At 73.9% G+C, this 26,976-nt stretch carries 21 protein-coding genes; 9 read left to right on the top strand and 12 right to left on the bottom strand.

The genetic code is table 11. From position 1 onward, the window contains the following. Positions 1 to 19 precede the first annotated feature (19 nt). From ACOTKD_RS24375 to ACOTKD_RS24355, 5 genes are all read right to left on the bottom strand, one after another. A complete protein-coding gene (locus ACOTKD_RS24375) occupies positions 20 to 1,279 on the bottom strand; it encodes a styrene monooxygenase/indole monooxygenase family protein (RefSeq protein WP_424891148.1) in 1,260 nt (419 codons plus the stop codon). A 10-nt stretch (positions 1,280 to 1,289) separates the two neighbouring features. Further along, a complete protein-coding gene (locus ACOTKD_RS24370) occupies positions 1,290 to 1,898 on the bottom strand; it encodes a GTP-binding protein (protein ID WP_424891342.1) in 609 nt (202 codons plus the stop codon). A 64-nt stretch (positions 1,899 to 1,962) separates the two neighbouring features. Then, a complete protein-coding gene (locus ACOTKD_RS24365; protein WP_424891147.1) occupies positions 1,963 to 2,352 on the bottom strand; it encodes a DUF742 domain-containing protein in 390 nt (129 codons plus the stop codon). Continuing rightward, positions 2,349 to 2,858 carry a roadblock/LC7 domain-containing protein gene (locus ACOTKD_RS24360; RefSeq protein ID WP_424891146.1) on the bottom strand — a complete coding sequence of 170 codons (510 nt, stop codon included), beginning with the start codon at positions 2,856 to 2,858 and terminating at the stop codon, positions 2,349 to 2,351. The genes ACOTKD_RS24365 and ACOTKD_RS24360 overlap by 4 nt, the downstream gene beginning before the upstream one ends. Next, positions 2,855 to 5,431, bottom strand: a complete 2,577-nt coding sequence (locus tag ACOTKD_RS24355; protein WP_424891145.1) for a nitrate- and nitrite sensing domain-containing protein — start codon at positions 5,429 to 5,431, stop codon at positions 2,855 to 2,857. Before ACOTKD_RS24355 ends, ACOTKD_RS24360 begins: the two co-directional genes overlap by 4 nt. Positions 5,432 to 5,733: 302 nt before the next feature. Here ACOTKD_RS24355 and ACOTKD_RS24350 point away from each other — a divergent pair, with 302 nt between their 5' ends. Continuing rightward, on the top strand, positions 5,734 to 6,498 hold the full coding sequence (locus tag ACOTKD_RS24350) for a protein phosphatase 2C domain-containing protein (RefSeq protein WP_424891144.1): 765 nt from the start codon (positions 5,734 to 5,736) through the stop codon (positions 6,496 to 6,498). A gap of 59 nt (positions 6,499 to 6,557) precedes the next feature. On the opposite strand, the gene ACOTKD_RS24345 is transcribed toward ACOTKD_RS24350, so the two are convergent. Beyond that, positions 6,558 to 6,989: a MarR family winged helix-turn-helix transcriptional regulator gene (locus tag ACOTKD_RS24345; RefSeq protein WP_424891143.1), complete on the bottom strand. Its 432-nt coding sequence runs from the start codon at positions 6,987 to 6,989 to the stop codon at positions 6,558 to 6,560. Positions 6,990 to 7,278: 289 nt separating this feature from the next. Here ACOTKD_RS24345 and ACOTKD_RS24340 point away from each other — a divergent pair, with 289 nt between their 5' ends. Then, positions 7,279 to 8,154 (top strand): lysozyme, encoded by an 876-nt coding sequence (locus ACOTKD_RS24340; RefSeq protein ID WP_424891142.1) that lies wholly within the window; start codon positions 7,279 to 7,281, stop codon positions 8,152 to 8,154. An 85-nt stretch (positions 8,155 to 8,239) separates the two neighbouring features. On the opposite strand, the gene ACOTKD_RS24335 is transcribed toward ACOTKD_RS24340, so the two are convergent. Then, positions 8,240 to 11,110 carry a M4 family metallopeptidase gene (locus ACOTKD_RS24335; protein WP_424891141.1) on the bottom strand — a complete coding sequence of 957 codons (2,871 nt, stop codon included), beginning with the start codon at positions 11,108 to 11,110 and terminating at the stop codon, positions 8,240 to 8,242. Between the two features lie 119 nt (positions 11,111 to 11,229). Beyond that, positions 11,230 to 12,087 carry an MBL fold metallo-hydrolase gene (locus tag ACOTKD_RS24330; protein ID WP_424891140.1) on the bottom strand — a complete coding sequence of 286 codons (858 nt, stop codon included), beginning with the start codon at positions 12,085 to 12,087 and terminating at the stop codon, positions 11,230 to 11,232. Between the two features lie 121 nt (positions 12,088 to 12,208). Between ACOTKD_RS24330 and ACOTKD_RS24325 the strand changes: the two genes are divergently transcribed. Continuing rightward, on the top strand, positions 12,209 to 12,634 hold the full coding sequence (locus ACOTKD_RS24325; protein WP_424891139.1) for a MarR family winged helix-turn-helix transcriptional regulator: 426 nt from the start codon (positions 12,209 to 12,211) through the stop codon (positions 12,632 to 12,634). A 65-nt stretch (positions 12,635 to 12,699) separates the two neighbouring features. On the opposite strand, the gene lon is transcribed toward ACOTKD_RS24325, so the two are convergent. After that, positions 12,700 to 15,096: an endopeptidase La gene (lon, locus tag ACOTKD_RS24320; protein WP_424891138.1), complete on the bottom strand. Its 2,397-nt coding sequence runs from the start codon at positions 15,094 to 15,096 to the stop codon at positions 12,700 to 12,702. 231 nt (positions 15,097 to 15,327) lie between these two features. Beyond that, positions 15,328 to 16,305 carry a GlxA family transcriptional regulator gene (locus ACOTKD_RS24315; protein WP_424891341.1) on the bottom strand — a complete coding sequence of 326 codons (978 nt, stop codon included), beginning with the start codon at positions 16,303 to 16,305 and terminating at the stop codon, positions 15,328 to 15,330. Positions 16,306 to 16,450: 145 nt separating this feature from the next. On the opposite strand from ACOTKD_RS24315, the gene ACOTKD_RS24310 reads away from it, so the two are divergent. Next, a complete protein-coding gene (locus tag ACOTKD_RS24310) occupies positions 16,451 to 17,317 on the top strand; it encodes an NAD(P)-dependent oxidoreductase (RefSeq protein ID WP_424891137.1) in 867 nt (288 codons plus the stop codon). Positions 17,318 to 17,634: 317 nt separating this feature from the next. Here ACOTKD_RS24310 and ACOTKD_RS24305 read toward each other — a convergent pair whose 3' ends face one another. Then, a complete protein-coding gene (locus tag ACOTKD_RS24305) occupies positions 17,635 to 18,669 on the bottom strand; it encodes a rhomboid-like protein (RefSeq protein WP_424891136.1) in 1,035 nt (344 codons plus the stop codon). A gap of 273 nt (positions 18,670 to 18,942) precedes the next feature. Here ACOTKD_RS24305 and ACOTKD_RS24300 point away from each other — a divergent pair, with 273 nt between their 5' ends. The 5 genes from ACOTKD_RS24300 to ACOTKD_RS24280 all read left to right on the top strand — a co-directional run bounded on the left by ACOTKD_RS24300 (position 18,943) and on the right by ACOTKD_RS24280 (position 26,025). Continuing rightward, on the top strand, positions 18,943 to 19,614 hold the full coding sequence (locus ACOTKD_RS24300; RefSeq protein WP_424891340.1) for a spermidine synthase: 672 nt from the start codon (positions 18,943 to 18,945) through the stop codon (positions 19,612 to 19,614). A gap of 107 nt (positions 19,615 to 19,721) precedes the next feature. Then, positions 19,722 to 20,459, top strand: a complete 738-nt coding sequence (locus ACOTKD_RS24295; RefSeq protein WP_030366311.1) for a response regulator transcription factor — start codon at positions 19,722 to 19,724, stop codon at positions 20,457 to 20,459. A gap of 65 nt (positions 20,460 to 20,524) precedes the next feature. Then, complete coding sequence (locus tag ACOTKD_RS24290) at positions 20,525 to 21,667, top strand: HAMP domain-containing sensor histidine kinase (RefSeq protein ID WP_424891135.1); 1,143 nt, start codon at positions 20,525 to 20,527, stop codon at positions 21,665 to 21,667. Between the two features lie 240 nt (positions 21,668 to 21,907). Continuing rightward, entirely contained in the window at positions 21,908 to 25,714 is a 3,807-nt protein-coding gene (locus ACOTKD_RS24285; RefSeq protein WP_424891134.1) for a multifunctional oxoglutarate decarboxylase/oxoglutarate dehydrogenase thiamine pyrophosphate-binding subunit/dihydrolipoyllysine-residue succinyltransferase subunit, read from the top strand. Between the two features lie 131 nt (positions 25,715 to 25,845). Next, positions 25,846 to 26,025, top strand: coding sequence for a DUF6104 family protein (locus ACOTKD_RS24280; protein ID WP_004937694.1), 180 nt, complete (start codon positions 25,846 to 25,848; stop codon positions 26,023 to 26,025). Between the two features lie 98 nt (positions 26,026 to 26,123). On the opposite strand, the gene ACOTKD_RS24275 is transcribed toward ACOTKD_RS24280, so the two are convergent. Beyond that, a complete protein-coding gene (locus tag ACOTKD_RS24275) occupies positions 26,124 to 26,948 on the bottom strand; it encodes a hypothetical protein (RefSeq protein ID WP_424891133.1) in 825 nt (274 codons plus the stop codon). Between the last annotated feature and the right edge of the window lie 28 nt (positions 26,949 to 26,976).

Raw genomic sequence — 26,976 nt, 5'->3', positions numbered from 1 at the left:
GGCACCGGCCGGGCGGGCCTCAGGACGGCTCCCCGGCCAGTGCCGCCACGCACGCCGCCGCGTCCTGCGCCTCGTAGAAGTACTCCGCGAAGTCCTCCGGGTCGTCGAAGCCGCTGGCGATGCGGTCGGCGAGGGCCTGGTGCCGGCCCGCCGCTTCCAGGAGCTCCCGCACGTGCGCGGGCTGGCGCGGCGCGAGCATCGCGTTGGTCCAGGCGGTGGTGTGCCGCGCCGAGACCCAGTGGCCGGCGAACGCCGCCCGCATCCACGCCTCGTCGAAGGGCCGCTCGCCGTGCCGGACGATCGCGGCGAGGTAGGCGGCGGCGCACTTGGCGGCGGAGTTGGCGCCCTGCCCGGTGACGGGGTCGTCGGCCACGACCGCGTCGGCGACCCCGAGGACGAGCCCGCCGGAGGGCAGTCGGCCGACGGGGTCGCGCACGGCCGGGGTGTAGCGGCCGGCCAGGGTGGCCTGCGCGTCGGTGAGCTCGACGCGGGTGGCCCGCGCGTACTCCCAGGGCACGTAGTGCTCCATCAGCTCCAGGGTCCGCGCCAGGTGCTCGCCGGGGCCGGGCTGGTCCTGGAAGGCGTCCAGGGGGCCGTCCGGGACGGCCTCCCAGAACAGGACGTCGGCGCGGCCGGAGACGGTGAGCGTCGGCAGCACGAACAGCTCCCCCGCGCCGGGCACCAGGTTGCAGCGCACCGCCTCGGTGTCCGGGTGCTCGGGGCGCGGGCCGAGCCCGTGCACGTAGGCAACGGCCAGGGCGCGCTGCGGGACCGCGTACGGGGAGCCGGCGGGGTCGCGGTCGAAGAGCTCCGCGAGCTCGCCCTTGCCCGTGGCGACGAGCACCAGGTCGTAGTGGCGGGCGAGGGCGTCCAGGTCGGAGACCGTGACGGCGTGGACGGCCAGCCGGCCGCCGCGCTCGGCGAAGGTGTCCAGCCAGCCGGACATCTTCAGCCGCTGGTCCACGGACTGGGCGCAGCCGCCGAGCCGGCCGAGCCAGTCGACGGCGCGCCGGTGCGGGCCCGCGGCGGCTCCGGGCTCGGCGACGGAGATGCCGACGCCCTCGATGCGCGGCGCGGCGGCCGCCCAGAAGCCGAGGCCGAGCTCGTGCTCGTGGCGCAGGGCCGTGGGGAACATGCACTGGGTGGACATCACCCGGCCGGAACGTATCTCTTCGGAGGTGCGGTTGGACATCAGCGTCACGTCGTAGCCGTGGAACTGCAGGCCGAGGGCGAGCTGGAGGCCGGACTGGCCGGCTCCGGCGATGAGGATCCGTCTCACGGGTCGCTCCTCACTCGGGCAGGGTGTCGAGCGCCCGGCCGACGAGGGCCAGCAGGGTGTCGACGACCGTGATCCGCTTCCGGGCGTCCATGGTCACCACCGGGACGGGCGGCGGCAGCGCGAGCGCCTCGCGGACGGCCTCGGGGGCGTGGCGGTCGGCGCCCTCGAAGTGGTTGACCGCCACGACGTAGGGCAGGCCCGCGGTCTCGAAGTAGTCGAGGGCGGGGAAGGACTCCGCGAGGCGCCGGGTGTCGGCCAGCACGACGGCGCCGATCGCGCCGCGCACGAGGTCGTCCCACATGAACCAGAATCGTTTCTGGCCGGGGGTGCCGAAGAGGTAGAGGACGAGGTCGGCGTCGAGGGTGAGCCGCCCGAAGTCCATGGCGACGGTGGTCGTCCGCTTGCCGGGGGTGGCCGTGGCGTCGTCGACGTCCCGTGCGGCGGCGGTCATCAGGGCCTCGGTGCGCAGCGGCGTGATCTCCGAGACGGAGCCGACGAAGGTGGTCTTGCCGACGCCGAAGCCGCCCGCCACGACGATCTTCGTGGCGAGGGGGGCGCGGCCGCGGTCGGTCTGCCAGGGGCGTGGCGCGTCGTCGGCGGCGACGGCGCCGAGCGTGATCGTGCGGGACGCGGAACCGGCGGCAGGGCCGCACGGTTCCGGGCGCCGGGGTTCCTGGCCCTCTTCACAGTCGGCGGAGCGCACCTTGCACCCTTTCCAGCAGCGCGCGGTCGGGCCGGCCGGTGCCGTGGGCGGTGTCGAAGACGCGGACGCGGCCCTGCTCGGCCAGTTCGAGGAGGAGGACCCGTACGGCGCCGAGCGGCATGCGCAGCAGCGCGGCGATCTCGGCGACCGACCGCAGCCGGTGGCACAGGTCCACGATGGCGCGGCCCTCGGGCGGGATCCGCGGGTGGGGGCCGGCCGCCCCCGGGCCGCCGCCGGGGGCGGTGCCGTCCGCGTCGAGGGCCGCCACGAAGGTCTCGACGAGCAGCAGCCGGCACCGGCGGGGGCGCCCGCCGGCCAGCGAGTACGGGCGGACGCGCGCCGGCTTGCCGCAGGCGGCGGTGCCCGTCATCCGACCGCCTCCACCGACTGCCGCAGCTCCCTGCGGAGTTCGGGGGTGAGGACGTGCCCGGCCCGGCCGACGAAGAGGGCCATGTGGTAGGCGACGACGCTCATGTCGCAGTCGGGCTCGGCGTGGACGCCCAGCAGCGAGCCGTCGCTGATGGTCATCACGAACAGGCTGCCCTCGTCCATCGCGACCATGGTCTGCTTGACGAAGCCGCCGTCCATCAGGCACGCGGCGCCGGTCGTCAGGCTGCCCAGGCCCGCGACGATGGTGGCGAGGTCGGCCGTGGAGCCGCGCGGCCCGTCCGGTCTCTCGCCCCGGTGCACCAGGCGGGGGTCGGAGGAGAGCAGGAGCAGGCCGTCGGAGGAGACGACGGCGACGGACCGGACGCCGGGCACCTCCTCGACGAGGTTGGTCAGCAGCCAGTGCAGGTTGCGGGCCTCGTGGCTCAGCCCGTACGAGGCGGGGCCGGCGGGGGATACGGGGGTCGCCCCCCGGGGGAATGCAGTCAACCGCGTGCCTCCTCGGGTGTGCCGCCGTCGGCCGGCGGGCCCGCTTGGTTCCGTTGTGTGTCGCGCCCGGCCAGCTCGGCCTGGGCGTCGCGCCGTCCGTCGGCGGCTCCCCGCTGGAAGCCGGCGAGCTTGCGGCGCAGCGCCTCGGCGTCGACGCCCTGGCGCACGCGCTGGGGGGCGGGCCGCTGGGCCACGGCCTTGGGGGTGCGCTTGGGCAGCGCCGTGCCGTTGGGCAGCCCGGTGCCGGTGGTCGCGCCGTCGGCGGGCGCGGGCGGGCGGGCGTGGCGCCCCGTGGAAGCGGGGGCGGGGGGTGCGGCCGCTTCCCCGTAGCCGGTGAGCCGCATCGTCGCGTCGGCCTCGGCGGGGGCCGGGGCGGGCGGGGCCGGCGGGTCGGCCGGGTGGACGGGCGGCGGCACCTGGGCGTGGGCGGGGCGGGCCGCGTGGGCGCCGGGCGCCCGGTGCGTGTGCTGGGGACGGCCGCGCAGCGTGTGGGAGTTGGCCTCGGCGATGGAGCCGGGGAGGTGGACCTGGGGGACGGCCGCGGCGCCGGGGACGGGCGGAGTGTCGCCGAGGCCGGTGACGGCGGGCGGCCCGGCGGGCAGCAGGCCCACGGGCAGGACCGCGACGGCGGCGACCCCGCCGGTCGCCTGCTCGCGCAGCTGGACGCGGATCCCGTGCCGGGCGGCGAGCCGGGCGACGACGTACAGGCCGAGGCCGAGCGACGACTGTCCCGTGCGCCCGGAGCGGCCCGCGCCGCCGGCCCGGCCGGTGTGGTCGGGGACGGGGGGCGGGGGCCCGGCGGGGACGGGGCCGGCCAGCAGGGCGTTGGCCTCGGCGAGCCGCTCGGGGGCCATGCCGATGCCCTCGTCCTGGACGCAGAGCACGATCTCGCCGCCCTCCAGGTGCCATGCGGAGATCTGGACCTGGGAGTCGGGCGGGGAGAACGCCGTGGCGTTCTCCAGCAGTTCGGCCATCAGGTGGCTGACGTCCTCGGAGGCGAAGCCGGCGAGGCGGGCGTGCGGCGGCAGGGACTGGATGCGCACCCGCTGGTAGCGCTCGATCTCGCCGGAGGCCGCCCGCAGGACGTCGAGCAGCGGTACGGGCCCGGCGCGGCCGGTGCCGCTCTCGGCTCCGGCGAGCACCAGGAGATTCTCGCTGTTGCGGCGCATCCGGGTGGCGAGGTGGTCGAGCTTGAAGAGCGTGTCGAGGCGCTCCGGGTCGGCCTCGTGGGCCTCCATGCCCTCGATGACGGCCAGTTGGCGCTCGACGAGGCCGAGGGTGCGCAGCGACAGGCCGACGAGGATGCCGAGCTCGGGGGCGTCGCCGCCGGGGTGCTCGGCGGGGAGGGCGGCGAGGCGCTCGGTGAGCCGCTGCTGTTCGGCGCGCAGGGAGTCGCGTTCGTCGGCGGCGTCCTGGCGGGCGGCGATGAGGCGGGTGCGCTCGCCTTCGAGGGCGGCGATGCGGCCCTGCTGGCGCCGGAACTTGCCCTGGAGGTGGTTGACGGCGCGGGCGGTCTCGGCGAACTCGTCGTCGCGGCCCTTGAAGACGATGGGCTCCTCGGTGACGGGGTCGGCGCTCACGCGGCGCGTGCCCGTCCGGACGGAGGCGAGCGGGCGGGTGACCGAGCGGGCGGACCAGATGCCGGTGAAGAGGGCGGTGCACAGGCACAGGGCGGCGGCCATGACGCGCCGCTCCAGCTCGGTCATGGCCTCGTGGCGCACGGCCTCCAGGCGGGGCGCCTCGGCCTCGGCGAGGGCGTCCTCGACGCCCCGCATGCGCTGGAGGCGGGTGGTGAGGGCGGTGCGGACGGGCTCGGCGGGCTGGCCGGCGAGCTCGGCGGACGACGGGGAGCGGGTGAGCCGGTCGAGGAGGCGCTGGGCCTCGGCGACCTCGGGGCCGGTGACGGCCTCGGCGTAGGCGTCGTGGGCGGCGGGGGACGCGAGCCGGGTGAAGTCGGCCAGGGCGTCCTGCGTACGGGCGTCGGCGCGCTGGGCCGCCGCGGCGAGCTCGGGCTTGCGGCCCTGGGCGGCGAGGGCGGCCAGGAGCAGGCCGCGGCTCGCGGAGGCCGCCTCGGTGGCGCGGGCGAGCGGCGGCAGGGCGGCGGAGTCGCCGCCGGTGCGCCGGTCGAGGGTGTCGGCGAGGCCGCGGAGGGCCCGCACGGCGGGGGTGTAGGAGTTGTAGGCGGCGAGGGCGTCGCCCTTGCCGGAGTGGGCCTCGCGGCGGGTCTGCGGGAGGGTGTCGAGGAGCTCGCGGACGGCCGGCGGGGCGCCGGGCCGGAACTCCTCGATCTGCCGGTCCACGGCGACGCGTTGGCGGTCGGAGAGGCCGGCGCCGGTGGAGTCGGCGCGGCCGCCCGCCACGTACTGGACCATGGCGTCGCGCTCGTCGGCCAGTGAGTGCGCGAGGGCGAGGGCCGAGGCGTCGGCGCTCGCCAGGGCGGCCAGGCGGCGCGCCTCGGTGAGGTCCCGCCAGGCCTCGCGGACGCCGAAGGTGCTCGCGCCGAGCACGGCGAGGGTGATGACCGCGACGGATACGGTCAGTCGGTTACGTACGCGGGCGGTGCGCTCCGGCACCGCCGTGGCCCGCGGCTTCCGTCCGCCGCCGCCCCCAAGCCGCTTCTTCCGCACCGGTGCTCACAATCTTCTCTCGTCCCACCCCTGGTACTGATTTGACCCTTTCAGCACCTCTGAGGGGCGGGGGTGTCCATCGACCGCCCGGCCACTCGAAGGAGTGAACATCCCTTACTGATTGACAATCGGCCTGCTTCACTCATCGCACACGTGCCAGGTCAGCACGTCACCTGAAGCAACGCGGAGGGCGCCGACAGGATGCGCACGTGCCACCGTCGAATTCCGGCATCCGGCACACTGGCCCCATGCGCATCGAACTTGCCACCCAGCCGGGGGATGTCCGACACCCGAACGAGGACTTCGTGTCCGTCGCCCTGCCGGCCTCCGGTAAGGGCGGTGCGCTGGTGCTGCTCGACGGGGTCACCCCGCCGCCCTCCGGCGAGACCGGTTGCGCGCACGGAGTGCCCTGGTTCACGGCCCGGTTGGGCGGTGCGCTGCTCGAACTGGCCGTCTCGGAGCGGGAGCTGAGCCTGGCCGGATGCCTGTCCGGCGCCATCTCCCGTACGGCGGAGGCCCATCGGGACACGTGCGACCTCGGTCACCGGCGCACGCCGCAGGCCACGGCCGTCGTGGCACGGTGGGACGGCGTACGCGTGGAGTACCTGGTGCTGTCCGACTCCGCGCTGCTCGTCGAGTCGGCGGACGGCGCCGTGACAGCCGTCCTGGACGACCGCATCGAACGGCTGCGGGCCCTGGGGCCGGTGACGGACGCCGCGCGCAACGCGGAGGGCGGCTTCTTCACGGCCGCGGCGGACCCGGACGTGGCCGGGCGGGCCGTGACCGGCTCGCTCCCGCGGGCGGAGGTGCGGGCGCTGGCCGCGCTCACGGACGGCGCGTCGCGGTGGGTGGAGGTGTTCCGGGAGGGGAGCTGGGCGGACTGCGCAGCCGCGCTCGCGCGGGGAGGACCGGACGCACTCATCGAGCAGGTCCGGTCCGCCGAGCGGGACGCACGCGGGGCACGGCTCGGGAAGCGCCACGACGACGCTGCGGCCGTGTACGTGGAACTGTAACCGGGGCTCCGCCCCGCACCCCGCTCCTCACACGCCGGACGGGCCGTTCTCTCCTCGCCCTACTGCTCCGCGCTCACGTTCAGCTGGTGCAGCAGCCGGGCCAGCTCCGCCACTTCGCCCCGGTCCCAGTCCGCCAGTTTGCGTACGTACTGTGCGCGCCGGGCGTCGCGCACGCGCGTGAAGCGGGCACGGCCCTCCTCCGTGATGCGGACCAGCGACGCCCGGCCGTCGGCCGGGTCCGGCTCGCGGGTGACGAGGCCGAGCTCGGCCAGCGCGCGCAGCTGACGGCTCATCGTGGCCTTGCCGACCCCGAAGTACGCCGCGAGGTCCGTGGCGCGCTGCGCTCCCGCGTCCTCCAGGCGGACGAGGAGGCCGTAGGCGGCGGCCTCCAGCTCGGGGTGCACCTCGCGCGCCATCTCACCGGACGACGCCCGGGCCCGGCGCAGGAAGACCGCCAGCTCGCGTTCCAGGGAGAGGTACGCCTGGTCCATACCTCTGCTCCGCGCGGCGCCGGGCCCGCCCTCCTCGGGAGGCGGGGTAGTCGTCTGGTGCACGTCAGGGCCCTCTCCGGCTTTCCGGTTGTTGAAAGTTTTTCCCGTTCGCGGTCTTCACCGCAGCTCCGCCAGTATTTCGCAGGATTAGACCAACGGCAGCACCGCGTCCCCCTATGCCTGGCGCGTCCGCCGCCATAACGTCATTTATGACATGGCCACACCAATGTCTCCGCGCCGTCGGCGCGTCATTGGTACTCCCCCCACGGACCCCTCTGGAAGGCACGCCATGGTCACGTTCGGACACAGATCCGGCCGCACGGGCCGCAGATCCTCCACGGCGTTACGCACCCCCTCCCCCCTGGCCGCCCTCTCCCTCCTCCTCGCCTCCCTGCTGTCCGCCCTCTGCCTCCTGCTCGCCCCGCCCGCCGCCGCGCACGACGCGAAACGGCCCGCCCACCCGGAGCGGGACTGGCTCGGCTCCACCCTGCGGGACCACGAGCGCCCCGCCCCCGGCACCCCTCCCCCGCCCGGGTTCGCCTCGGTCGAGGGCGTCGACGTCTCCAGCCACAACGGGAACGTCGCCTGGTCGTCCCTCTGGAACAGCGGCAACCGCTTCGCCTACGTCAAGGCGACCGAGGGCACCAGCTACACCAACCCCTCCTTCGCGCAGCAGTACAACGGCTCCTACGGCGTCGGCATGATCCGCGGCGCGTACCACTTCGCCCTGCCCGACAACTCCGGCGGCGCCGCGCAGGCCGCGTACTTCGCCACGCACGGCGGCGGCTGGTCCCAGGACGGCAGGACGCTGCCCGGCGTCCTGGACATGGAGTACAACCCGTACGGCCCGACCTGCTACGGGATGAGCGCGAGCGCACTCGTCCGCTGGATCGCGGACTTCTTCGCCACGTACAAGGCCCGCACGGGGCGCGACGCCGTGATCTACACGTCGACCGGCTGGTGGAAGCAGTGCACCGGCAACTACGGCGGCTTCGCCGCGGCCCACCCCCTGTGGGTTCCCCGCTACGGCTCCTCCGCGGGAGAACTCCCGGCGGGGTGGGACTACTACACCTTCTGGCAGTACACCGACACCGGCCCCACGGTGGGTGACCACAACAGCTTCAACGGCGCGTACAGCCGCCTCCAGGCCCTCGCCCACGGGTGAGGCACCGGCCCCCACAAAAAGGACACCGGGCCCCCGGCACATCGGCGCCGGGGGCCCGGTTCTGTCGTCGTTCAGCGATCAGCGGTCAGCTGCAGGTGCCCGCCGGGCGGGTGCGGGTGACCAGGTCGGTCGAGCCGGTGGTGCCGTCGATCCACACCACCTGCTTGCCGCCGGCCGCGGCCGGGGAGGACTGCTCGCCGCGGTTGCAGGAGACGCGCGCCCGGGAGGAGCCGTCGGCCGCGAACTGCCACAGCTTGGGCAGCGACTCGTTGTACCCCGCCGCGTCCGGCTGCGCGTCGGTGACCGTCACCGCGCTCTCGGAGGCGGTCAGCTCGGTGGCGCGGAGCGCACCGGGGCCCTTCTCCGGGCTGAGGTCGGCGACGCCGGTGCCGTCGAGCTTGGCGCGGCGCACGGCCACCTCGCCCTTGTCGTCCGCCGTCTCGTCCACGAGCCAGAAGACGCCGGTCGCGTTGATGCCGGTCTGACCGATGTTCTCGGGCTTGCCGAGCTGCCCCATGCGGGTCTTCTTGCCGGTGGCGAGCTCCAGCACCTCGGTGCCGACGCGGTACTCGTCGCCCTCGGGATAGACCGTGGCGTACGCGATCCTGCCGCCACTCAGCGACGGGAGGGCCGTGCCCTGCTCGGCGCGGCCGCCGTCCACCCAGGTGGGCTGCTTGTCGCCGGTGCGGACGTAGCCGACGTGGCGGCCGCCGAGGAGGTCGCCCGCGTCGAGGACGACCGTGCCGGCCTCGACGCGCACGGAGTACACCGTGCCCGAGTCCGTCCCGTACAGCTTCTTGACCGGCCCGCCCGCCAGCGGCCGGGAGAGGACCTCCGTGCCGGTCTTCCCGTAGGCGACCCAGGCGACGGTCTTGCCGTCGGTGGCCGGGCTGACGTGGAAGCGGCCGTCGTTGGGGCTGATCAGCTTCGGAGCGCCGCTGCCGTCCGCGCGGCCGGCCCAGACGGAGTACGCCTCGGAGCCGTCGTCGTTCGACCGGGAGGCGGCCCACCAGCCGCCGCCCGCGCCCGCCTCCGTGCCGGCGGTGTTGAGCTTGGCCGAGAGCAGGTCGGTGTCGACGCCGAGGGCCTGCTCCCAGTTGGGCACGACGCCGTGGGCGTTGAAGGAGCGCTGGACGGCGCCCAGTTCCTTCGCGGAGACGCCGAGCGCCTTGGCGGCGGCGATGACGGCGTCGCGGCCCTCGGTGAAGCCGTCGAGGGGCGTCATGTACTCCGCCAGCGCCTTGTAGACGATCTTGTCGGCGAGGGTGCGGCCCACGTCCTCGCGGATGTCCCACAGGGCGCCCGAGAAGATGGTGGAGTTGAGGTGCACGCCGCCGTTGTCGGTGCCGAAGCCGACGCCGAGGAAGTTCTTCGAGGTGGTGTGGCCGTCGTTGAGGTCGCGGAAGGCGCACTGCCGCGGGGCCTTCGTCCGGCAGAGGTTCCCGCCCAGCAGGCCGGCGTCCGGGTCGTCCATGGACATGCCGGCGGCGTCGACGGCGATGGCGTTGCCGAAGTAGTCGGCGAGGGCCTCGTTGAGGGCGCCGGACTGGCCCGCGTAGACGAGGTTGGCGGTGTGCTCGACGACGCCGTGGGTCATCTCGTGGCCGACGACGTCGAGGTCGGCGGAGAGCGTCTTGTAGTCCTCGTCGCCGCCGCCGTACACCATCTTGGTGCCGTCCCAGAAGGCGTTGACGTACGGACCGCCGAACTCGGTGACGCCGACGAGGGAGTTGACGGCCATGCCGCGGCCGTCCAGGCTGTCGCGGCCGTGGACCTTCTTGTAGTAGTCGTAGACCTTGCCCGCTGCCCAGTGGGCGTCGACGGCCCCGGCCTCGGTGGCGTCCTTGCCGAAGGAGGGCGCCGGCGAGCCGAACTCCTTGATGCCGTCGGGCCAGCGGCCCTCGACCTCGCCGACCTCCTTGCCGCGCGCGTCCCAGGTGGTGAGCGGATTCTTGCTGGAGTCCCACATCCGCGCGTAGTCCGTCATGACGTACTCGTTGCGCGCGGTGTCCTTGACCAGGCCGAGCTCGACGGTCGTCCCGTCGTACTTGACGCCGGAGCCGGCGACGCCCGGGCCGAGCGGGCCGGCGGCGGCGCGGGCGGCGGCCTTTGAGGTGCCGGTCGCGGCGGTGCGGGCGCGCTCCCGCAACGCGGCGGCGCCCGCGCCCGGGTCCGTGCCGAACGTCTTGATGCCGCTGTACTGCAGCACCGGGTAGCCGGCCTTGGCGTCGACGTAGACCTCGCGCAGCACGGGGTGCCCGGTGGCCGGGTCGGTGCCGCGGACGGTGACGTGGTGGGTGAGGACGCCGGGGCCCTTGGGGACGACGACGAGGCCGCGCGCGGTGCCGGTCAGGGACTTGGCGGACGGCGTGGCGCCCTTCGTGCGGGCGGCGTCGCCCTTGGCGAGCCGCTTGCCGGTGAGGTCGCGCAGGGTCGCGGCGACGGCCCGGTCGACGGCGAGCTGCTCGCTCACCTCGGCCCGGGTGTCCGCCTTCAGGCCGGTGAAGTACTTGCCGGACGTGCCGGTGACGACGCGCTTGCCGTTCTTGTGCTCCATCCGGACGACGTACTGGCCGCCCAGGACGTCGACGCCCTGGTGCTTCTGCTGCAGCCGTACGGTCTCGGACGCGCCCGAACTCAAGCTCTGTACGGGCTTCAGGTCCCGGGCCGGCTCGGCGATGCGGTAGCGGCTGCGCTTGTCGGCGAGGTGGCCGCGGGCGGCGTCGGCGGCGCTGCCGGAGGACGCGGCGGCCTCGCGGATGCCGTCGACCAGGGCCGGGGTGGAGGTGCCCTTGCCCGGGATCACCTCCGCCGGGCCGTCGTTGCCGCCGCTTCCCGCCGCGGGCGCGGGGGGGGGGGGGCCGAAAGGCGGGGGGGCAGTGAGCCGGGCCCCCGCGCCGGGTATTCCGTTTTTGCTGGTCGCTCTTCCCGCTCTCCGTGAACGTGCGTCGGTCATGCGCACAGTTCCCCCTCAGGGTGTGACTGGTCAGTCAGCCGAGCATGGTCAGGGACATGCAACCGGCGGGGTCAGCGACCGTCAACGGGGCAAATGAGACAGGAGCTTCAGCGTGTGCGTCACGCGTCGACGGGCTCCCACGACGTGGCCCCCGCGCCGTCGCGCAGCACCCGCCCGAACACCACGTCGGCGAAGTGGACGCCGAAGCCGACCGTGCCGGGCTCCGCCATCTCCTCGACCAGGCGGCGGCGGAACTCCGCGGACTGCCGGGCGTCGTGGTCGACGGCGGCCGACCACTCGGGGTGGGCGATCTGGATCGGCGAGTGCAGGGCGTCGCCGAAGGCGATCAGGCGGCGGCCGCCGCCGGTGATGACGTAGGCGGCGTGGCCCGCGGTGTGGCCGGGCGTGAGCATGACGCGGACGCCGGGGAAGATCTCCTCCCCGTCGGTGACCGTGCGGAGGCCGGGCTCCAGGGCGGTGAGGAGCTCCGGGGGCACGCCGTGCTCCTCGGAGAGGTGGCGGTGCTCCCACTCGGGGGCGCTGATGAGGTGGACGGCGCCGGCCTCGGCGAGCTGCGCGGACCAGCCGATGTGGTCGCCGTGCAGGTGGGTGATGGCCACGGCCTCGATAGCGGCGGGGGTGCGGCCGAGGAGGGCCAGGTTGCCGAGGAGAGCGCCGCCGTTGATCTCCCCCACCGGGGTGCCCGGTATGCCCGGGTGGTGTCCGGGACCGAAGCCGGCGTCGATGAGCAGGGCCCGGTCGCCGTGCTCGACGAGGAGACCGCCCATGCTCGCCACGAGGTTGCCGGTCGCGTCGAGGTACGCGGGGTGCTCCGCCCACACCTCGTCGGTGGTGTCCGGCAGCCAGCCCCGGGGGCTCAGCTGACCGGCGCCGTCCGGCACGTACGTGACCTTGGTGTCGCCGAGTCGCAGGGAGCGGATGCCGGCAGGGCGGTTGAGGCGGGCGTCGTCGGTCATGGGTGGTTCCGTCCTTCGTGCGGCAGGGGTTCTTGATCAGCGACAATAAACTTACAGCTTGAATGATTCAAGCTCGGATATTAATAACTTGATGAAGTTGTGCTTGGCTACGATGACACCCATGAGCACCCCGGAAGCGCACGTCATGGCCGAGCGGCGGCTCTGCGGCCTGGTGAACGGCCTCGCCCGCCGGATCGCGGACCACGTGCGCGACCGCGCGGCCGCGCTGGACCTCACCGCACCCCAGGCCACGGCCCTGCGGGAGCTGACCGGACCGATGACGATGCGCGAGCTCGCCGACCGCATGGCGTGCGAGCCCTCCAACGCGACCTTCGTCATCGACAAGCTGGAGGGCCGCGGGCTCCTGGAGCGCCGCCCGCACCCCACGGACCGCCGCGCCAAGCAGCTGGTCCTGACCGGCGAGGGCGCGGCCCTGCAGGAGCGGCTCATGGAACTCCTCGAACGGGAGTCGCCGCTGGCCGGGCTGTCCCCGGAGGAGCAGGACGCCCTGTACGGGCTGCTGGACAAGGCCGTCAGCCACACCTGAACCGGAAAACGGCGCGGGGCCCGCACCTCCGGGGGAGTGGTAGGGCCCCCGCCCCGTCGCCGCGGCTACGCCGCCACGGCCACTTCCGCCTCGGCCGGCTGCAGGGCCAGCGCCAGCACCTGGCGGACGTCAGAGACCGGGTGGACGTCGAGCTTCTCCAGCACCTCGGCCGGCACGTCGTCCAGGTCCGGCTCGTTGCGCTTCGGGATGATCACCGTCGTCACGCCCGCGCGGTGCGCCGCCAGCAGCTTCTGCTTGACGCCGCCGATGGGCAGGACGCGGCCCGTCAGGGACACCTCGCCCGTCATCGCGACGTCCGGGCGGACCCGGCGGCCGGAGAGCAGGGAGGCCAGGGCCGTCGTCATGGTGATGCCCGCGCTCGGGCCGTCCTTGGGGACCGCGCCCGCCGGGACGTGCAGGTGGACGCCTCGCTCCTTGAAGTCGCCGACCGACAGCTCCAGTTCGGCACCGTGCGAGCGGAGGAAGGACAGGGCGATCTGCGCCGATTCCTTCATCACGTCGCCCAGCTGGCCCGTCAGGGTCAGGCCCGCGCCGCCCGTCTCGGGATCGGCCAGCGACGCCTCGACGAAGAGGACGTCGCCGCCCGCGCCCGTGACCGCGAGGCCGGTCGCGACGCCGGGCACGGCCGTGCGCCGCTCGGCCGGGTCCTGCGCGGACTCCGGGGCGTGGTGCGGCCGGCCGATCAGCGGGCGCAGCTGCTCCGCACCGATGGTGAACGGCAGCTCCTGCTCGCCCAGTTCGTGCCTGGCGGCCACCTTGCGGAGCAGCCGGGACACGGCGCGCTCCAGGTTCCGCACGCCGGCCTCGCGGGTGTACTCGCCCGCGAGGCGGCGCAGCGCCCCGTCCTCGATCACGACCTCGCCCGGCGCGAGGCCGGCCCGGTCCAGCTGCCGGGGCAGCAGGTGGTCGCGGGCGATGACGACCTTCTCGTCCTCGGTGTAGCCGTCGAGGCGGACGAGCTCCATGCGGTCCAGGAGCGCCTCGGGGATGGCCTCCAGGACGTTGGCCGTCGCGAGGAAGACGACGTCCGACAGGTCGAGTTCAACCTCCAGGTAGTGGTCGCGGAAGGTGTGGTTCTGGGCCGGGTCGAGGACCTCCAGGAGGGCCGCGGCGGGGTCGCCGCGGAAGTCGGAGCCGACCTTGTCGATCTCGTCGAGGAGCACGACCGGGTTCATGGAGCCGGCCTCCTTGACCGCCCGCACGATGCGGCCGGGCAGCGCACCCACGTACGTGCGGCGGTGGCCGCGGATCTCGGCCTCGTCGCGGACGCCGCCGAGGGCGACGCGCACGAACTTGCGGCCCATGGCGCGGGCGACGCTCTCGCCGAGGCTGGTCTTCCCCACGCCGGGCGGCCCGACGAGCGCGAGCACGGCGCCCCCGCGGCGCCCTCCGACCACGCCCAGCCCGCGGTCGGCGCGCCGCTTGCGCACCGCCAGGTACTCGGTGATCCGTTCCTTGACGTCCTCCAGGCCCGCGTGGTCGGCGTCGAGGACGGCCTTCGCGCCGGGGATGTCGTACGCGTCCTCCGTGCGCTCGTTCCAGGGCAGCTCCAGGACGGTGTCCAGCCAGGTGCGGATCCAGCCGCCCTCGGGGCTCTGGTCGGAGGCCCGCTCCAGCTTGCCGACCTCCTTCAGGGCCGCCTCGCGGACCTTCTCCGGGAGGGCGGCGGCCTCGACGCGGGCGCGGTAGTCGCCGGACTCGTCCTCCGGGTCGCCGTTGAGCTCGGCGAGCTCCTTGCGGACGGCCTCCAGCTGACGGCGCAGCAGGAACTCGCGCTGCTGCTTGTCGACGCCTTCCTGGACGTCCTTGGCGATGGTCTCGGCGACGTCCTGCTCGGCGAGGTGGTCGCCGAGCCGCTTCACGGCGAGCCTGAGGCGGGCCACCGGGTCGGCGGTCTCCAGGAGCTCGACGCGCTGCTGGACGGTCAGGAAGGGCGAGTAGCCGGAGTTGTCGGCGAGCTGGCCCACGTCGTCGATCTGCTGGACGCGGTCGACGACCTGCCAGGCGCCGCGCTTGCGGAGCCAGCTGGTGGCGAGCGCCTTGTACTCCTTCACGAGCTCGGCGACGGCACCGGGCAGCGGGTCCGGCACGACCTCCTCCATGGGAGTTCCCTCGACCCACAGCGCGGCCCCGGGGCCGGTCGTCCCGGCGCCGATACGCACGCGGCGGACACCGCGGACGAGCGCGCCGGGATCACCGCTGCCGGAGAGCCGCCCCACCTGCTCGACGCTGCCGAGCGTGCCGACGCCCGCGTACGTCCCGTCGACGCGCGGCACGAGCAGCACCAGCGGCTTGCCGCCCCGCGCGGCGGCCTGAGCGGCCTCGACCGCGGCCCGCACGTCGGCGTCGGACAGGTCGAGGGGCACCACCATGCCGGGCAGGACGACCTCGTCGTCGAGCGGCAGCACGGGCAGGGTGAGCGGTGCGGACATCGAAGCCATGATCTCCCCTTCGGCAGGCAAGTTGAGCTATGCCGACTCAATGCGTGCCGCTCCGCGGATGTTCCCCGTCCGGCGTTCGCTGTGAGCGATCGCCGGCCGCCGACGAGCAGCGCCTGCCCTTTTGCCCAGCAGGGAGCCCGCTCCTGTTGTTCCCGCCGCCGCGGCGAGCAGCCGAAGCGGCGCTTTACGGCCGCGCCCGGCCCGGCGGAACCGTGAACGCCGTGCGGCAGGTCAGGCCGCGGCCGCCGGCCCCGGGAACGACCGCCGGTAGTCCGTCGGGGTCACCCCGAAGTGCAGGGTGAAGTGGCGGCGCAGGTTGGCGGCTGTGCCGAGGCCGCTCTGTTCGCTGACGCGTTCGACGGACAGGGTCGTCGACTCCAGCAGTGACTGGGCGCGGGCGAGGCGCTGGACGAGGAGCCATCGCAGCGGGGTCGTGCCGGTGGCGGCCTGGAGGCGGCGGAAGAAGGTGCGGGTGCTCAGGCCGGCGCGGGCGGCGAGGTCCTCGACGGACAGGGGGCGGTCGAGGTGCTCGCGGGCCCAGTGCAGGACGGGGGCGAGGCTGTCGTCGTCGGCCTCGGGCACGGAGACGTCCACGTACTGGGCCTGCCCGCCGGGCCGGTGCGCGGGCACCACCAGGCGGCGGGCGAGCTGGTTGGCGACGTGGGCGCCGAGGTCGCGGCGGACGAGGTGGAGGCAGAGGTCGAGGCCCGCGGTGACGCCGGCGCTGGTGAGGACGTCGCCGTCGTCGACGTAGAGGACGGAGTCGTCCACGCGCACGCGCGGGTGGCGGCGCGCGAGGGCCTCGGTGTGCATCCAGTGGGCGGTGGCGCGGCGGTCGTCGAGGATGCCGGCGGCGGCGAGGGCGAAGGCCCCCGCGCACAGGGAGACCATGCGGGCCCCGGAGTCCGCGGCGCGGCGCAGCGCCTCCAACAGCCCGGCCGGCAGCTCGCGCTCGCCCTCGATGCACGCCTCGGGCACCGAGGGCACGATCACCGTGCCGGCTCCCTCCAGCCCTTCCAGGCCGTGCGAGGCGCGCAGCGTGAGCCCGAAGGGGCCGGGCTGCGGCGTCTCCCCGCCGGCCGAGCAGACGCGCAGGTCGTACCAGGGGTCGGCGAGGTCGCGGTGCAGGATGCCGAAGACGGTGCAGACCACCCCCAGCTCGTACAGGTCCCACATGGGGACGTCGTCGTCGATCACGACCACGGCCACGGTTCCGGCGCTCATGATCGCCAGCCTAGACCGGGTGGCAGGAATTTTTCGCAGGACGTCACTTCTGCCACTGTCCGGGCCCCCGTGCCGGTGCGAGGCTGGTCGCACTTGATCAACTTCTGTGACGCACGGGGAGAAACCACTCATGAAGGTGACCGTTCTCGGCCTCGGTTCGATGGGTACGGCCCTGGCCGGCGCCCTCCTGAAGGGCGGCCACGAGACGACCGTCTGGAACCGTTCGGCGGGCAAGGGCGAGGCACTGGTCGCCCGCGGCGCCGCACGGGCCGCGACCGCCGCGGAGGCCGTGGCGGCGAGCCCCCTCGTCATCGCCTGCCTCTCCGACTACGACGCCGTCCACGGCGTCCTCGAACCGCTGGCGGACGACCTGCGCGGCCGCACCCTCGTCAACCTCACCTCCGGCACGCCCGAGCAGGCCCGCGAGAGCGCCTCCTGGGCCGCCGGGCGTGGCATCGGCTACCTCGACGGCGCGATCATGTCGACGCCGCCCGGCATCGGCGATCCCGCGGTCATGCTGCTCTACAGCGGCTCCTCGCAGGCCTTCGCCGAGTACCGGGAGACCCTGGCGAGCCTGGGCGACCCCGTCGGCCTCGGGGACGACGCGGGCGTCGCCTCCCTCTACGACACCGCCCTGCTCGGCATCATGTGGTCGACGCTCGCCGGCTGGCTGCAGGGCGTCGCGCTGACGGGCGCCGACAAGGTGGACGCCGCCGCCTTCACCCCCGTCGCGATCCGCTGGATGGCCGCGGTCAACGGCTTCATGAGCACGTACGCGCCCCGGATCGACGCGGGCGCCTACCCGGGCGACGACGCCACCCTCGACGTCCACCTCGGCGCGATCGAGCACCTCGTCCACGCGAGCGCCGCGCGCGGCCTCGACACCGGACTGCCGGAGCTGCTCAAGGCCTCCATCGAGCGGGCGGTCGCGGACGGCCACGGCGCCGACGGCTACGCCCGCCTCATCGAGGGCGTCCGCGCGGGGGGCCGGGCATGACCGCGCCCGCACACGCGGCGACCGCGCCCGCGGCCCCGGTTGCCGGGGGCCTTCCGGCCCCGGCCGCCGACCCCGCCGCGCCCCTCGCCGCCGGCGCCTGGGCCACGCTCGTCACGGACGCCGCCGACCACTGCTCCGCGGTCCTGGAGGCGGGCGCGGACCGCGACTGGTCCCGGCCCGCCGCCGGCCTGGAGTGGTCCGCGGCCGCGACGCTCGACCACCTCGCGCTCGGCCTCGTCGGCTACGCGGGCCTGCTCACGGCCCGGCCCACCGACCGCTCCATCGCCCTGTTCGCCTCGCTCGACCCCGCGGCCCCGCTACCGGCCCGCCTGGAGGGCATCCGCATCGCTGCGGCGCTGCTCGCCGCGACCGTCCGCGGCGCGGGCGAGGGGGACCGCGCCTGGCACCCGTGGGGGCACTCCGACGCGCCCGGCTTCGCCGCCATGGGGGTGACGGAGCTCGTGCTCCACACGGACGACATCGCGCGCGGCCTCGGCCTGGACTCCGCCGTCCCCGACGAGCTCTGCGCGCCCGCCGTCGGGCGGCTCTTCCCCGGTGCCCCGGCGGGCCACTCCCCCGCGGAGACGCTGCTGTGGTGCACCGGCCGCGCCTCCCTCCCCGGCCTCCCGCGGCGCACGCAGTGGGCCTGGGACGGCACCGTCCGCGGCTGACGCGGCCGCCGGCCCCTTGTCCCGCAGCAGGCCCCAGCACGCCATGCCCGTCAGCAGGGCTATCGGGTGGCCCCAGCTGGCGAGGGGGTCGGCGAACTCGACGAGGTCCTGGGCGCACATGAGGAAGGCGAGCCCCAGGACGGTCCACTTCGCGCGCGGGCCCAGCAGCCCGGCGAGGGCGCCCGTGCAGGCCATCACGCCGAAGCTGATGCCGTAGTCGAGGCGGTGCAGGGAGGCCTCGGGCAGCCGCCCGGCGGCCACGGCGCCCGCGACGGGCAGCTCGGTGGCGAGCGTGGCCAGGACGTGGCCGAGGAGGAAGACGCCGGCGGTGCGGGCCCCGCCGGTGCGGCGCTCCAGGGCGGAGACGACGAGGACGAAGAGGATCCCGTAGAGCGAGTACAGGCCGCCGGCTATCCACAGGGCGCTGGCCAGCAGGACGACGAGGGGCTGTTCGGCCAGGTGCGCGGCGTCGGTGCTGGACTCGCGCAGGAGCTCGTTGACGGTGGCCTCGTCGCCGTAGTCCGTGTAGATCGCGGTGGCGAGCAGGACCAGCGCGTAGCAGAACGTGAACGGCGTGCCGGAGGGGGTGGGCAGGGCGCGGAGCAGCCGGCCCGGCCGGAGCGCCCCGGGGCCGCGCCGCGGGCGCCGCAGGGACATGCCGTCGGGGTCCACCTCGTTCACTCGGCCAAGCCCCTTCCTCGCGGGGTCCGTACCGGCACCCGGCGGGGCGAAAAGCGATCCCGCTCCCGCCCCCTCCGAGATTAAGGTCCATCGAGGGCAGGGGAATCAAGCGCAGTCAGTGACTCCGGTCACGCCCGTCAACCTCACATCCGCCTGCCGCGTCCGCCGAGTACCGACCGACACGGAGGCCACCTCGTGACCACCCTCCAGCGCGACCCGTACGACACGCCCGGCGCTCCTGACCAGCCCGTCACCCACGACCGGCCCGTCACCCTGGACCGGCGCGACGGCCCGTACGGAGAGGTGGTCCTGCGCCGCCGGGGCACGGGCGACGACGCCGTCCACGAGATCATCGCGAACGGCTGCTTCCTGATGGACACCTCCGACGGGCGCTCGGAGCGCCTGCTCGTGGACGCGGCGCTGGCCGCGCTCCCCGCGGACCGCGCGGAGCCCGCCGTCCTCATCGGCGGGCTGGGCGTCGGCTTCTCGCTCGCGCGGGCCGCGGAGGAGCCCCGCTGGGGCCGGATCACGGTCGTGGAGCGGGAGCCGGCGGTGATCGGCTGGCACCGGGCGGGGCCGCTCGGCGCGATCTCGGCCCGGGCGCTGGCCGACCCCCGCGCGGAGATCGTGGAAGGCGATCTCCTCAGCGTCCTCGGCCACGTCCGCACGGCCCCGGTCCGCTACGACGCGCTGTGCCTGGACATCGACAACGGCCCCGACTGGACGGTCACGGAGAGCAACGACAGCCTGTACTCGCCCCCCGGTCTCGCCGCCTGCCGGGAGCGCCTGACGCCCGGCGGTGTGCTCGCCGTATGGTCGGCCCGGCCGTCCGCCCGGTTCGAGCAAGCCCTCCGGAATGCCGGTTTCGAAGGGGTACGGACCGAAGAGATCGCGGTTGCCCGGGGCGTACCGGACGTAGTGCACCTCGGGCAACGTGCCGCGTAGCCGTCGCCCTCCGCGTGCCCGTACCCTGCTTGCCACAGCTGCCGAAGCCGGAGCTGCCGAAGCCGGCAAGGAACGACGCGACGGAAGACGCTAGGGGCGGGGCGCGCATGGAGCAGACACACATCGGCCCGAACGGTGCCGCCGCGTCCGCCGGGGCGCAGCGCCGGGTGCTGGTGGTCGAGGACGACCGGACCATCGTGGACGCCATCGCGGCCCGGCTGCGGGCCGAGGGCTTCCAGGTCCGCACCGCGGGTGACGGGCCGGCGGCCGTCGACACCGCCGAGGCGTGGCAGCCCGACCTGCTCGTGCTCGACGTGATGCTGCCGGGCTTCGACGGCCTGGAGGTGTGCCGGCGCGTGCAGGCGCAGCGGCCGGTGCCCGTCCTGATGCTCACGGCGCGTGACGACGAGACGGACATGCTGGTCGGCCTGGGCGTCGGCGCGGACGACTACATGACCAAGCCGTTCTCGATGCGCGAGCTGGCGGCCCGGGTGCACGTGCTGCTGCGCCGCGTGGAGCGGGCGGCGCTGGCCGCGCACACCCCGCGCAGCGGCATCCTGCGGCTGGGCGAGCTGGAGATCGACCACGCGCAGCGGCGGGTCCGGGTCAGAGGCGCGGACGTGCACCTGACGCCGACCGAGTTCGACCTGCTGGTGTGCCTGGCGAACACGCCGCGCGCCGTCCTCTCCCGCGAGCAGCTGCTGGCGGAGGTGTGGGACTGGGCGGACGCCTCGGGCACCCGTACGGTCGACAGCCACATCAAGGCGCTCCGCCGGAAGATCGGCGCGGAGCGGATCCGCACGGTGCACGGCGTGGGCTACGCACTGGAGACCCCGGCGGCATGACCGGCGGCACGATATGACGGGCAGTGCGGCAGTGACGGGCGACGCGGCATGACGGGCAGTGCGGCATGACCGGCGGAACGGCCGGCCCGCGGGGCGGCGCCGAGCGCCGCAGGGGCGTCCACGTCCCGCTGACGGGCCTCGGCGGGCGGGTCTGGGAGGCGCTGCGGCCGCTGGACCCCTACCGGTCGGTGAAGGCGGCGCTGGGCGCCCTGGTCATCGGCTCGGTGGTGATAACGACCTTCCTGGTGTTCGTCGCGATCCGGTCGGCGACCGAGCTCCGGGTGATCACCGTCTTCTCGATCATCGCCTCGCTGCTCATAACGCAGTTCGTCGCGCACGGCCTGACCGCGCCGCTGGACGAGATGACCGAGGTCACGCGCGCCATGGCGCAGGGTGACTACACGCGCCGGGTGGGCGCCGGGCGGCGGGACGAGTTCGGGCACCTGGCGAACGCGTTCAACCGCATGGCGGCCGATCTGGAGGCGGTGGACACCCACCGCAAGGAGCTCGTCGCCAACGTCTCGCACGAGCTGCGGACCCCGATCGCGGGCCTGCGGGCGGTGCTGGAGAACGTGGTGGACGGCGTGTCGGCCGCGGATCCGGAGACGATGCGGACGGCGCTGCGCCAGACGGAGCGGCTCGGCCGGCTGGTGGAGCAGCTGCTGGACCTGTCCCGGCTGGACAACGGGGTCGTACCGCTGCACGCGCGCCGCTTCGAGGTGTGGCCGTACCTGGCGGGCATCCTGAAGGAGGCGAGCATGGCCAACGGCTCCAGCTCGTCCCCGCACGCGCGCAAGGACGTGCACCTGCACCTGGACGTGTCCCCGCCGGAGCTGACCGCCCACGCGGACGCGGAGCGGCTGCACCAGGTGGTGGCGAACCTCGTGGACAACGCCGTGAAGCACAGCCCGCCGCACGGGCGGGTCACGGTGCGGGCGCGGCGGGGCGAGGGGCCGCAGTCGCTGGCGCTGGAGGTGCTGGACGAGGGCCCGGGCATCCCCGAGGCGGAGCGGCACCGGGTCTTCGAGCGGTTCAACCGGGGCGGCTCGGGCCAGCAGGGGCCGGGCACCGACGGCGGCACGGGGCTGGGCCTGGCGATCGCGCGCTGGGCGGTGGATCTGCACGGGGGGTCCATCGGGGTGGCCGAATCCCCTCACGGATGCCGCATTCAGGTCACTCTTCCGGGAGGGCCTCGCGATCAAAGTTGACGTATGGTCGATGGCGGAGGCACACATTCGAGGGAGTGTGGGGCGCGCCTGAGCGAACCCTGATGCGCCCGGGACCAGCAGAACCCCGTGTGTTTCCCGCCAAGTCATGCCCCGAAACCCCTGAGCAAATGTGACTTGCGCGACTGCTTGCCCGGGTGGCCTGCATCAACCGTGCAGACAGGCGTAGCCTTTATTCCCGCTGTCCATCACCTTGTGAAGCGGAAGAGGGCGGTTACCGCCGTGTCGCCACAGTCCCCCAACACCTCGAGCATCTCGACCGACCAAGACGGGCAGGGCAAGAGCCCTGCAGACGTATTCGGTCCCAATGAGTGGCTCGTCGACGAGATCTACCAGCAGTACCTCCAGGACCCGAACTCGGTCGACCGAGCCTGGTGGGACTTCTTCGCCGACTACAAGCCGGGCACGGCGGCGGCTCCGCCGGGGCAGCCGGTGACCGCAGGCGGCGCCGCGCAGGCCCCGGCCGCGCCCGCCGCCCCGCAGGCCGCTCCGGCCCAGGCCGCCCCGGCCGCCCCCGCGCAGCCCGCCGCTGCCGCTCCGGCCCCGGCGGCGCCCGCCGCTCCCGCCGCGAAGCCCGCTGCCGCCCCGGCCAAGCCCGCCGCGGCAGCGCCCGCCAAGCCGGCCGCTGCCGCCAAGGCCGCCCCCGCGACCGAGGCCGCCGCCGGTCCCGAGTACGTCACCCTCCGTGGTCCCTCGGCCGCCGTCGCGAAGAACATGAACGCCTCCCTGGAGCTGCCGACGGCCACGTCCGTGCGCGCCGTCCCGGTGAAGCTGCTGTTCGACCAGCGCATCGTGATCAACAATCACCTCAAGCGCGCCCGCGGCGGCAAGGTCTCCTTCACGCACCTCATCGGCTTCGCCATGGTGCAGGCGCTGAAGCTCATGCCGTCGATGAACTACTCCTTCACGGAGAAGGACGGCAAGCCGACCCTCGTCAAGCCCGAGCACGTCAACCTCGGCCTGGCGATCGACCTGGTCAAGCCGAACGGTGACCGCCAGCTCGTGGTCGCGGCCATCAAGAAGGCCGAGACGCTGAACTTCTTCGAGTTCTGGCAGGCCTACGAGGACATCGTCCGCCGCGCCCGCGTCGGCAAGCTGACGATGGACGACTTCACCGGCGTCACCGCGTCGCTCACCAACCCCGGCGGCATCGGCACGGTCCACTCCGTGCCGCGCCTGATGCCCGGCCAGGGTCTGATCCTCGGCGTCGGCGCCATGGACTACCCCGCCGAGTTCCAGGGCACGTCTCAGGACACCCTGAACAAGATGGGCATCTCCAAGGTGATGACCCTGACCTCGACGTACGACCACCGGGTGATCCAGGGCGCCGCCTCCGGCGAGTTCCTGCGGATCATGGCCCAGCTGCTGCTGGGCGAGAACGGCTTCTACGACGAGATCTTCGAGGCGCTGCGCATCCCCTACGAGCCGGTCCGCTGGCTCAAGGACATCGACGCCTCGCACGACGACGACGTCACCAAGGCCGCCCGCGTCTTCGAGCTGATCCACTCCTACCGGGTCCGCGGCCACGTCATGGCCGACACCGACCCGCTGGAGTACCGCCAGCGCAAGCACCCCGACCTCGACATCACCGAGCACGGCCTCACCCTGTGGGACCTGGAGCGCGAGTTCGCGGTCGGCGGCTTCGCCGGCAAGTCGATGATGAAGCTGCGCGACATCCTCGGCGTCCTGCGCGACTCGTACTGCCGCACCACCGGCATCGAGTTCATGCACATCCAGGACCCGAAGCAGCGCAAGTGGATCCAGGACCGCGTCGAGCGCGGCCACTCCAAGCCGGAGCGCGAGGAGCAGCTGCGCATCCTGCGCCGGCTGAACGCCGCCGAGGCCTTCGAGACCTTCCTGCAGACGAAGTACGTCGGCCAGAAGCGCTTCTCCCTGGAGGGCGGCGAGTCCGTCATCCCGCTGCTGGACTCGGTGCTGGACGCCGCCGCCGAGGCGCGCCTGGACGAGGTCGTCATCGGCATGGCCCACCGCGGCCGCCTCAACGTCCTCGCGAACATCGTCGGCAAGTCGTACGCCCAGATCTTCCGCGAGTTCGAGGGCAACCTCGACCCGAAGTCGATGCACGGCTCCGGCGACGTGAAGTACCACCTCGGTGCCGAGGGCGTCTTCACCGGCCTGGACGGCGAGCAGATCAAGGTCTCGCTGGCCGCCAACCCGTCCCACCTGGAGACCGTCGACCCGGTCGTCGAGGGCATCGCCCGCGCCAAGCAGGACATCATCGGCAAGGCGGGCACGGACTTCACCGTCCTGCCGGTCCAGCTGCACGGCGACGCGGCCTTCGCGGGCCAGGGCGTCGTCGCCGAGACGCTGAACATGTCGCAGCTGCGCGGCTACCGCACCGGCGGCACCGTGCACATCGTCATCAACAACCAGGTCGGCTTCACCGCGCCGCCGGAGTCCTCGCGCTCGTCGATGTACTGCACCGACGTCGCCCGGATGATCGAGGCGCCGATCTTCCACGTGAACGGTGACGACCCGGAGGCCGTGGTCCGCGTCGCGCGGCTCGCCTTCGAGTTCCGCCAGGCGTTCAACAAGGACGTCGTCATCGACCTGATCTGCTACCGCCGCCGCGGGCACAACGAGTCGGACAACCCCTCGTTCACCCAGCCGCTGATGTACGACCTGATCGACAAGAAGCGCTCGGTGCGCAAGCTGTACACCGAGTCCCTCATCGGTCGCGGCGACATCACCCTGGAAGAGGCCGAGCAGGCCCTGCAGGACTACCAGGGCCAGCTGGAGAAGGTCTTCGTCGAGGTCCGCGACGCGGACGCGGCGGCGGCCCCGGCCGCCGTCCCGGCCCCGCTGGGCGGGTTCCCGGTGGCGGTGAACACCGCGATCTCCCAGGAGGTCCTCAAGCGGATCGCCGAGTCGCAGGTCACCACGCCCGAGAACGTCACGGTGCACCCGCGCCTGGTGCCGCAGCTGCAGCGCCGCGCCGCCAGCATCGAGGACGGCACCATCGACTGGGGCATGGGCGAGACCCTCGCCTTCGGCTCGCTGCTGATGGAGGGCACCCCGGTCCGGCTCGCCGGCCAGGACTCCCGCCGCGGCACCTTCGGCCAGCGCCACGCGGTGCTCGTCGACCGCGAGACCGGCGAGGACTACACCCCGCTGCTCTACCTGTCCGAGGACCAGGCCCGCTTCAACGTCTACGACTCGCTCCTCAGCGAGTACGCGGCGATGGGCTTCGAGTACGGCTACTCGCTGGCCCGCCCGGACGCGCTGGTGCTGTGGGAGGCCCAGTTCGGTGACTTCGTCAACGGCGCCCAGAGCATCGTCGACGAGTTCATCTCCTCCTCCGAGCAGAAGTGGAACCAGACCTCTGGTGTCACGCTGCTGCTGCCGCACGGCTACGAGGGCCAGGGCCCGGACCACTCCTCGGCCCGCGTCGAGCGCTTCCTGCAGCTCTGCGCGCAGAACAACATGACGGTCGCCATGCCGACGCTGCCGTCGAACTACTTCCACCTGCTGCGCTGGCAGGTCCACAACCCGCACCACAAGCCGCTGATCGTCTTCACCCCGAAGTCGATGCTGCGTCTGAAGGCCGCGGCGTCGAAGGCGGAGGAGTTCACGAGCGGCCAGTTCCGGCCGGTCATCGGTGACGACACCGTCGCCGCGGCGGACGTCCGCAAGGTCGTCTTCTGCTCCGGCAAGGTCTACTACGACCTGGCCGCCGAGCGGGCGAAGCGCGGCGCGAACGACACGGCCCTCGTCCGCATCGAGCGCCTCTACCCGCTGCCGGGCGAGGAGCTCCAGGCCGAGATCGCCAAGTTCCCGAACGCCGAGAAGTACATCTGGGCGCAGGAGGAGCCGGCGAACCAGGGTGCGTGGCCGTTCATCGCGCTGAACCTGATCGACCACCTGGACCTGGCGGTCGGCGCCGACGTCCCGGCCCGCGAGCGGCTGCGGCGGATCTCCCGTCCGCACTCCTCGTCCCCGGCGGTCGGCTCGGCCAAGCGCCACCAGGCCGAGCAGCAGACGCTGATCAACGAGGTGTTCGACGCCTGACGGTCGTCACGCTCCGTACGGACCGGGCCCCCACCGCCGCGAGGCGGTGGGGGCCCGGTCCCGTTTCCGGCACCCGCCTATCCTTGGCCTGACCACAGACCTGACTCACGACTCACTGACCGGAGCGAACGTTGTACTTCACCGACCGCGGCATCGAGGAGCTGGAGAACCGGCGGGGCGAGGAGGAGGTCACGCTCGGCTGGGTGGCCGAGCAGCTGCGCACCTTCGTCGACCTGAACCCGGACTTCGAGGTACCGGTGGAGCGGCTGGCGACGTGGCTGGCGAGGCTGGACGACGAGGACGACGAGTAGATCCTTCTCATCCCGCGCCCCTTCAGGGGCGCGGGACAGTGTTCATCTGCGGCTCCGCCGCGCGGGCGCGACAAGCCCCCACCGGCCCGCAGGTGCACTCAGTCCCGGCCGCGGCCGCGCCACCAGTCGTACGCAAGAGTGAGCACGCCGTCCGCGAGGACAACCGCCCCGACGGCGGTCGCACCCCGCCGCCCGCGACGGCGCCCCCAGAGCGCCAGGGAAGCCCCGGCCACAACCTCCCCCGCGCCCAGCGCACGCGCCCGCCGCCCCCGCGTCCACGCGCCGAGCCGGCCGCTGTCCGCCGCGTCGAACCCCGCCCGTACGGCCTCGCGCCAGCCGGGCCAGTAGACCGCCTCGGCGGCGGGGAGCGCGCCCGCGGAGGCGCGCAGACCGTCGGCCGGGACGCCCGGGGCGAGGCCGGGCGGCAGGTGCAGGCCGGTGCGCGAGAGGACGGCGATCAGCCCGCGCACGCGGGCCGCGGCGTCGGCGTCCGCGTCGGGCCGGGCGAGCCCGTCGAGCGCGGCCCCGTCGAGGACCGGGTCGAGGCCGGTCCGGGCCCGCAGCGCGGTCATGGCCGCCTCCTCGCCGAGCGGGGTGCCGTCGGCGAGCCACGCGTACCCGGCGGTCCGCCGGAAACCCGCCGCGACGACGAAGCCGGCCCCCGCCCCGTCCCACCACAGGCCCACGACGGGCCACGGCTCGGCGACGGCCAGCGCGTGCGCCCAGCCCGCGGTGGCGGTCGCGAGGTCGGTGCCCTCGGTGCGCCAGGAGTCCTCGCCGGGGATCAGCGCGCTCCAGCCCTCCCCGGCCGGGACCAGGAGGAGCGGTTCGTTCAGGAGCTGGGCGGAGGGCCGGACGCGGCCGGGCTCGGCCCGGCAGAGCAGCAGGACCCCCGCCGCACGGCTGTGATCAGTAGCGGACATGCGACCACGCTATGCCAACGCGCAGGCA

Source organism: Streptomyces sp. XH2 (genome assembly GCF_049725035.1).
Lineage (GTDB): Bacteria > Actinomycetota > Actinomycetes > Streptomycetales > Streptomycetaceae > Streptomyces > Streptomyces roseoverticillatus.
Note: the sequence above shows the minus strand (reverse complement) of the source record. Positions and strands in the feature narration are given on the sequence as shown.

Coding starts and splice junctions, on each gene's coding strand:
- ACOTKD_RS24310 (WP_424891137.1), top strand. CDS start 16,451: ATGAAGGTGACCGTTCTCGGCCTCGGTTCGATGGGTACGGCCCTGGCC.
- ACOTKD_RS24335 (WP_424891141.1), bottom strand. CDS start 11,110: ATGACCGACGCACGTTCACGGAGAGCGGGAAGAGCGACCAGCAAAAAC.
- ACOTKD_RS24345 (WP_424891143.1), bottom strand. CDS start 6,989: ATGGACCAGGCGTACCTCTCCCTGGAACGCGAGCTGGCGGTCTTCCTG.
- ACOTKD_RS24365 (WP_424891147.1), bottom strand. CDS start 2,352: ATGACGGGCACCGCCGCCTGCGGCAAGCCGGCGCGCGTCCGCCCGTAC.
- ACOTKD_RS24325 (WP_424891139.1), top strand. CDS start 12,209: ATGAGCACCCCGGAAGCGCACGTCATGGCCGAGCGGCGGCTCTGCGGC.
- ACOTKD_RS24275 (WP_424891133.1), bottom strand. CDS start 26,948: ATGTCCGCTACTGATCACAGCCGTGCGGCGGGGGTCCTGCTGCTCTGC.
- ACOTKD_RS24340 (WP_424891142.1), top strand. CDS start 7,279: ATGGTCACGTTCGGACACAGATCCGGCCGCACGGGCCGCAGATCCTCC.
- lon (WP_424891138.1), bottom strand. CDS start 15,096: ATGGCTTCGATGTCCGCACCGCTCACCCTGCCCGTGCTGCCGCTCGAC.
- ACOTKD_RS24330 (WP_424891140.1), bottom strand. CDS start 12,087: ATGACCGACGACGCCCGCCTCAACCGCCCTGCCGGCATCCGCTCCCTG.
- ACOTKD_RS24290 (WP_424891135.1), top strand. CDS start 20,525: ATGACCGGCGGAACGGCCGGCCCGCGGGGCGGCGCCGAGCGCCGCAGG.
- ACOTKD_RS24350 (WP_424891144.1), top strand. CDS start 5,734: ATGCGCATCGAACTTGCCACCCAGCCGGGGGATGTCCGACACCCGAAC.
- ACOTKD_RS24295 (WP_030366311.1), top strand. CDS start 19,722: ATGGAGCAGACACACATCGGCCCGAACGGTGCCGCCGCGTCCGCCGGG.